Genomic DNA, 6109 nt, shown 5'->3' on the forward strand with positions numbered 1-6109 from the left:
CGATATCCTGATCAACAACGCCGCTCTTTTCGATCTGGCACCGATCGTCGAGATCACCAAGGCAAGCTACGATAAATTGTTTTCCGTCAATGTCGCCGGCACGCTGTTCATGCTGCAGGCAGCCGCCCGCTCGATGATCGCGGCTGGCCGGGGCGGCAGGATCATCAACATGGCAAGCCAGGCCGGGCGACGCGGCGAGGCGCTGGTCGGCGTCTATTGCGCCACCAAAGCCGCCGTCATTTCGCTGACACAGTCAGCGGGGCTCGACCTGATCAAGCACCGCATCAACGTCAACGCGATTGCCCCTGGCGTCGTCGACGGCGAGCACTGGGATCACGTCGATTCGCTGTTCGCCAAATATGAGAACCGGCCGAAGGGCGAGAAGAAGAAGCTGGTCGGCGAGGCAGTGCCGTATGGCCGCATGGGCACGGCGCAGGACCTCACCGGCATGGCGGTTTTTCTCGCCAGCAGCGACGCCGAATACATCGTCGCCCAGACCTACAATGTCGATGGCGGCCAGTGGATGAGTTGAGGGCGGGGGACGGCCTCTGCTCCTCGTCCCGCCGCGGGGAGCAGAGGCCGACATCAGCGGGCGCGTAGCCAGTGCCACCCCTTATCCTCTCCCCGACCGGGAGAGGAGCGTAACGAAGGCCTAGATCCGGCCAAAGGGTAAAACAGATGACCGTGAAACTCTCGTCCTCAAACCTCTCCAAACTGCCCGCTGAGGTCGCCGGGCCGAAGTATGACCGCGCGACATTGAAGGCCGGCATCGTGCATTTCGGCGTCGGCAATTTCCATCGCTCGCATCAGGCCGTCTATCTCGACGATCTGTTCAATTCGGGCATCGGCCATGACTGGGCACTGATCGGCGCCGGCGTGTTCGACGGTGAAAAGATCGGCCGCGGCAAACTGGAAGAGCAGGACTGGCTGACCACGGTGGTCGAGCAGGACAGCGGCCATATGAGCGCCCGGATCACCGGCGCCATGATCGACTTCCTGATGCCCGGCGATGGCGCCGGCATCATCGAACGGCTGGCCGACCCGGCGATCAAGATCGTTTCGCTGACCATCACCGAGGGCGGTTATTTCATCGATCCAGCATCCGGCGTGTTCAACCCGACCCACCCCGACATCGTCGCCGATGCGCAGCCCGGCGCGACACCGAAGACGGTGTTCGGCATCATCCTTGCCGGGCTGGTGCGGCGGCGCGATGAAGGCACCGTGCCGTTCACGGTCATGTCGTGCGACAACATTCCCCACAACGGCCATGTAACCTCGGACGGCGTCATCGGCCTGGCCCGTTTGATCGACGAGGATCTGGCGAACTGGGTCAGCGAGCATGTCGCCTTCCCGAACGGCATGGTCGATCGCATCACGCCGGCCACCACGGACCGCGAGCGCGGCATTCTCGCCAAGGAGTTCGGGCTGGAAGACAACTGGCCGGTGTTTTGCGAGCCGTTCCGGCAGTGGGTGCTGGAGGACCATTTCACCGATGGCCGGCCGCCGCTGGAAAAGGCCGGCGTGCAGTTCGTCAAAGACGTTGCGCCCTATGAATTGATGAAGATCCGCATCCTCAATGGCGGCCACGCGACGATTGCCTATCCGGCCGGCCTGATGGACATCCATTTCGTCCATGAGGCGATGCAGGAGCCACTGGTGAGCGGTTTCCTGGCCAAGCTCGAACGGGAGGAAATCATCCCGACGGTGCCGCCGGTGCCGGACACGGTCCTGGAAGATTATTACCAGCTCATCGAGAGCCGCTTTTCCAATCCCAAGATCGGCGACACGGTGCGCCGGCTCTGCCTCGACGGCTCCAACCGCCAGCCGAAATTCATCATCCCGACCATCGCCGACCGGCTGAAGGCCGGAAAAAGCGTCGCGGGCCTGGCGCTGGAATCGGCGCTATGGTGCCGCTACTGCTTCGGCACGACGGATAGCGGCGCCGTCATCGAGCCCAACGATCCGAGCTGGGACCGGCTGCAGGCAACGGCAAAGGCGGCAAAGGATACTCCCGCCGCCTGGCTCGCGATGGAGGACATCTATGGCGATGTCGGCCGCGCGACCGCGTTTGTCGAGGCCTTCGCCCATGCGCTCAACGTGCTGTGGGCTAACGGCGCACGCGCGACGCTGACGCGCTACCTCGCCGGCAAGCTCTGAGAGCCATTCTCGGCCATGACGCCCGAACTGGTCATCTTCGACTGTGATGGCGTGCTGGTCGACAGCGAGGCGCTCTCCGTCTCGGCGCTGCTCGGCATGGTCAAAGTCGCCGGCGGCAGCGTCAGTGAGGATGCCGCCTACGAGCATTTCCTCGGCAGGAGCATGAAAAGCGTGCGCGAGATCCTCGGCCGCGACTTCGGGCTCGATATCACAGACCTGCACCTGACCGAGATGCGCGTCGAACTGATGCGCAAATTCCGCGAGGAGCTGAAGCCGATCGCCGGCGTCAAGAAGATGCTGCCGAAGCTTGGGCTGCCGTTCTGTGTCGCGTCCTCGGGCACGCTCGACCGCATCCGCTACGCGCTCGACGTCACCGGATTGCTTGGGCTGATGGAACCGCATCTGTTCAGTGCCACCATGGTGGCCAAGGGAAAGCCCGCGCCGGATCTGTTCCTGCATGCCGCCGCCAGCATGCGGGCCCATCCGCGCAAATGCCTCGTCGTCGAGGACAGCCCGGCCGGCATCATTGCTGCGCGCGCGGCGGGGATGCGCGTGTTTGCCTTCACCGGCGGCTCGCATGCCGGCAACCCGACCTTGAAAGCGCGGCTTGCGTCGAGTGAGCCGGACTTTATATTCGCTGACATGCTGCAATTGCCCGATCTGATTGCAGGCCTGGGAGCGAGAGACAGAGCATCTTGACGAAACAGTTCGTTTGCGCGGTCGATGTCGGCACCGGGAGCGCTCGCGCGGGCATTCTCGACACCACAGGCACCTTGCTCGGCCGCGCCGAGCGGCCGATCGCCATGAACCAGCCGAGGCCCGATCACGCCGAACATGATTCGCGCGACATATGGTCTTCTGTCTGCACCGCCGTGCGTGCTGCCCGCGAAAAAGCCGGTGTCGAGCCTGAGGACATTGTCGGCATCTCCTTCGATGCCACCTGTTCGCTGGTGGTGCGCGACCGGCAAGGCGGCCAGCTCAGCGTCTCAACCACGGGCGACAAGCGCTGGGACACCATCGTCTGGCTCGACCACCGCGCCATTGCCGAGGCCGACGAATGCACGGCAAGCGGCCACGCCGTGCTGAATTACATCGGCGGCGTCATGTCACCGGAAATGGCGACGCCGAAGCTGATGTGGCTGAAGCGCAATTTGCCGCGGACGTGGAATGAAGCCGGCTATTTATTCGACCTGACCGATTTCCTGACCTGGCAAGCGACGGGCTCGCTGGCCCGCTCGCAATGCACGCTGACCGCCAAATGGACCTATCTGGCGCATGAGGAGACAGGCTGGCGGCGCGATTTCTTCGAACTCGTCGGCCTCGACGATCTTTTCGAGCACGGCAGCCTGCCGGAAAAGGCCAGTCCCGTCGGCGCCGATATCGGTCGATTGACGGCGCAAGCGGCGGCGGAGCTTGGACTGAGCGAGAAATGCCGGGTCGGCGCCGGGGTCATCGATGCCTATGCCGGCGCGCTTGGCGTGCTCGGCGGCTTTGCCGATGACGAACAGGACATCGGCCGGCATTTGGCGCTGATCGCCGGCACGTCGAGCTGCGTCATGGCGATGTCACCGGATCCGCAGCCCTTCGCCGGCGTCTGGGGGCCGTATTACGGCGCGGCGCTGCCCAGGCTGTGGCTGTCGGAAGGCGGCCAGTCGGCGACCGGCGCCCTGCTCGACCACATCATCCGCTGGCACGGCGCCGGCGGCGAGCCGGATGCCGCCATGCATGCGAAGATCGCCAGGCGTGTCGCCGAGCTGCGCGCCACCGAGGGCGACAACCTCGCCGCAAGGCTGCATGTGCTGCCCGACTTTCACGGCAACCGCTCACCGCTCGCCGATCCGCATGCGGTCGGTGTCGTCAGCGGGCTGACGCTGGACTCCTCCTTCGACAGCCTGTGCAAGCTCTACTGGCGCACCGCCGTCGGCATCGCGCTCGGCGTGCGCCACGTGCTGGAGGCGCTGAACGAGAATGGCTATCTGATCGACACGCTGCACGTCACCGGCGGCCACACCAAGAATCCGCTGCTGATGGAGCTCTATGCCGACGCCACCGGCTGCACGGTGATCGAGCCGCTGGCCGACGAGGCGGTGCTGCTCGGCACCGGCATGATCGCCGCCACCGCTGCCGGGCTGTTTCCCGACCTCAACGCGGCCTGTCTTGCCATGCAGCAAGGCGGCCGGACGCGCCCGTCGAACCCGAAATCATCAGGGCGTTTCGAGCGCGACTACAAGGTTTTCCTCGAGATGCACCGCCAGCGGCGGATGCTGGACGCGATCCGGTAGAGCATTTGGGCCGGTCCCTGGCTCAATCCGTTCCCGTCCCTCCTCCCTTGCCTTCATGTCGCGTTTCGTCCAGAAGCTGACGCAAACGCCGCGAAACCGAAGGTTTTGCCGTTTGACATGCGGCTTCCGGCTTCTGGTCGACGTGCCGTAGCTGGAAAGAGCGGAACAATGTCTGCGATCGAAGCCGGCGCTCGCGCGCCGGAAAATCTTTGGCGTCAGGAAATCAGGGCGACGCTGGCGCTCGCCTGGCCGATGGTGCTGACCAATCTCGGCCAGACCGCGATGACGGCCACCGACGTCATGATGATGGGTCGTCTGGGCCCGGACACGCTGGCCAGCGGCGCGCTTGGCGCCAACCTTTATTTCATGCCGCTGATCTTCGGCCTCGGCCTGATGCTGGCGACCTCGCCGATGATCGCTACCGAGCTCGGCCGCCGCCGCTATTCTGTGCGCGACCTGCGCCGCACCGTGCGCCAGGGCCTGTGGCTGGCGATCCTGATCTCGATCCCGATCTGGCTCGTGCTTTGGCACGGCGAGGGCATTCTATTGGCCATGGGCCAGGACCCGGTTCTGGCCCATCAGGCCGGCATCTATCTGCGCTGGCTCGAATGGGCGGTGCTGCCGTTCTACGGCTATATCGTGCTGCGCTCGTTCATCTCGGCGCTGGAACGGCCGGGCTGGGCGCTGGTCATCGTCTTCGTCGCCGTCGCCTGCAACGTCTTCTTCAACTGGGTGTTCATGTTCGGCAATCTCGGCGTGCCGGCAATGGGCATTGCCGGGTCAGGCCTTGCCACCTCGCTGTCGAGCACGCTGATGTTCGTCGGCATGGCGGCTGTGGTGATGCTGGAGAAGAAGTTCCGGCGCTACCGGCTATTCGGGCGCTTCTGGCGGTCCGACTGGCCGCGCTTCAAGGGTCTGCTGCGGCTCGGCATGCCGATTGCCGGCATCCTCGCCTTCGAGGTGACGATCTTCAATGCGGCGGCGCTGCTGATGGGCCTGATCGACGCGGATTCGCTGGCCGCGCACGCGATTGCCATCCAGATCGCCTCGATCTCCTTCATGGTGCCGCTCGGCCTCAACCAGGCGGTGACGGTGCGCGTCGGGCTTGCGCACGGCGCCGGCAATCCGGAAGGCGTTTCGCGCGCCGGCTGGACCGCTTTCGTCATCGGTGTCTCGTTCATGGCGCTGATGGGGCTGGTGATGATCCTGTGGCCGCATCCGCTGATCAGCGCCTTCATCGATCTGGGCAATCCGGCCAATGCCAGGGTGATCGAACTTGCCGTGTCGTTCCTGGTCTTCGCGGCGCTGTTCCAGGTCTTCGACGGCGCCCAGGCGGTCGCCGCCGGCATGCTGCGCGGCCTGCACGACACCAAGGTGCCGATGATCTATGCCGCGATCGGCTATTGGGGCGTCGGCCTGCCGCTCGGCGTGCTGCTCGCCTTCCATTTCGGGCTGCATGGCGTCGGCATCTGGATCGGCCTGTCGACGGGGCTGGCCGTGGTGGCCGCGCTGCTGCTGGCGCGCTGGCTGCGGCGCGACCGACTGGCGCCGCCGCTCGCGTTCGGGCATTGAAACAGGACGGTTGGGCTCGGCGGCTGTTGCCCTCAAAATCCGGCACCGCGATGGAGGCGGTCAGAATGTCGGCGGCGTGTTGACCCAGAGGATACGGA

Annotated in this window: 5 protein-coding genes; all 5 read left to right on the plus strand. The window is 65.0% G+C overall.

Features of this window, described 5'->3' with window-relative positions; all coding sequences use genetic code 11:
- On the plus strand, positions 1–532 hold a 532-nt coding region (locus EN750_RS14950; protein WP_127396877.1), incomplete at its 5' end, for an L-iditol 2-dehydrogenase.
- Positions 533–678: 146 nt separating this feature from the next.
- Positions 679–2157, plus strand: coding sequence for a mannitol dehydrogenase family protein (locus EN750_RS14955; RefSeq protein WP_127396878.1), 1479 nt, complete (start codon positions 679–681; stop codon positions 2155–2157).
- A gap of 15 nt (positions 2158–2172) precedes the next feature.
- Positions 2173–2856, plus strand: coding sequence for an HAD family hydrolase (locus tag EN750_RS14960; protein ID WP_127396879.1), 684 nt, complete (start codon positions 2173–2175; stop codon positions 2854–2856).
- A complete protein-coding gene (locus tag EN750_RS14965; protein ID WP_127396880.1) occupies positions 2853–4439 on the plus strand; it encodes an FGGY-family carbohydrate kinase in 1587 nt (528 codons plus the stop codon). The genes EN750_RS14960 and EN750_RS14965 overlap by 4 nt, the downstream gene beginning before the upstream one ends.
- 168 nt (positions 4440–4607) lie before the next feature.
- Complete coding sequence (locus EN750_RS14970) at positions 4608–6011, plus strand: MATE family efflux transporter (protein ID WP_127396881.1); 1404 nt, start codon at positions 4608–4610, stop codon at positions 6009–6011.
- The last annotated feature ends 98 nt before the right edge of the window (positions 6012–6109 follow it).

This window comes from Mesorhizobium sp. M7A.F.Ca.ET.027.03.2.1 (assembly GCF_003999175.1).
Lineage (GTDB): Bacteria > Pseudomonadota > Alphaproteobacteria > Rhizobiales > Rhizobiaceae > Mesorhizobium.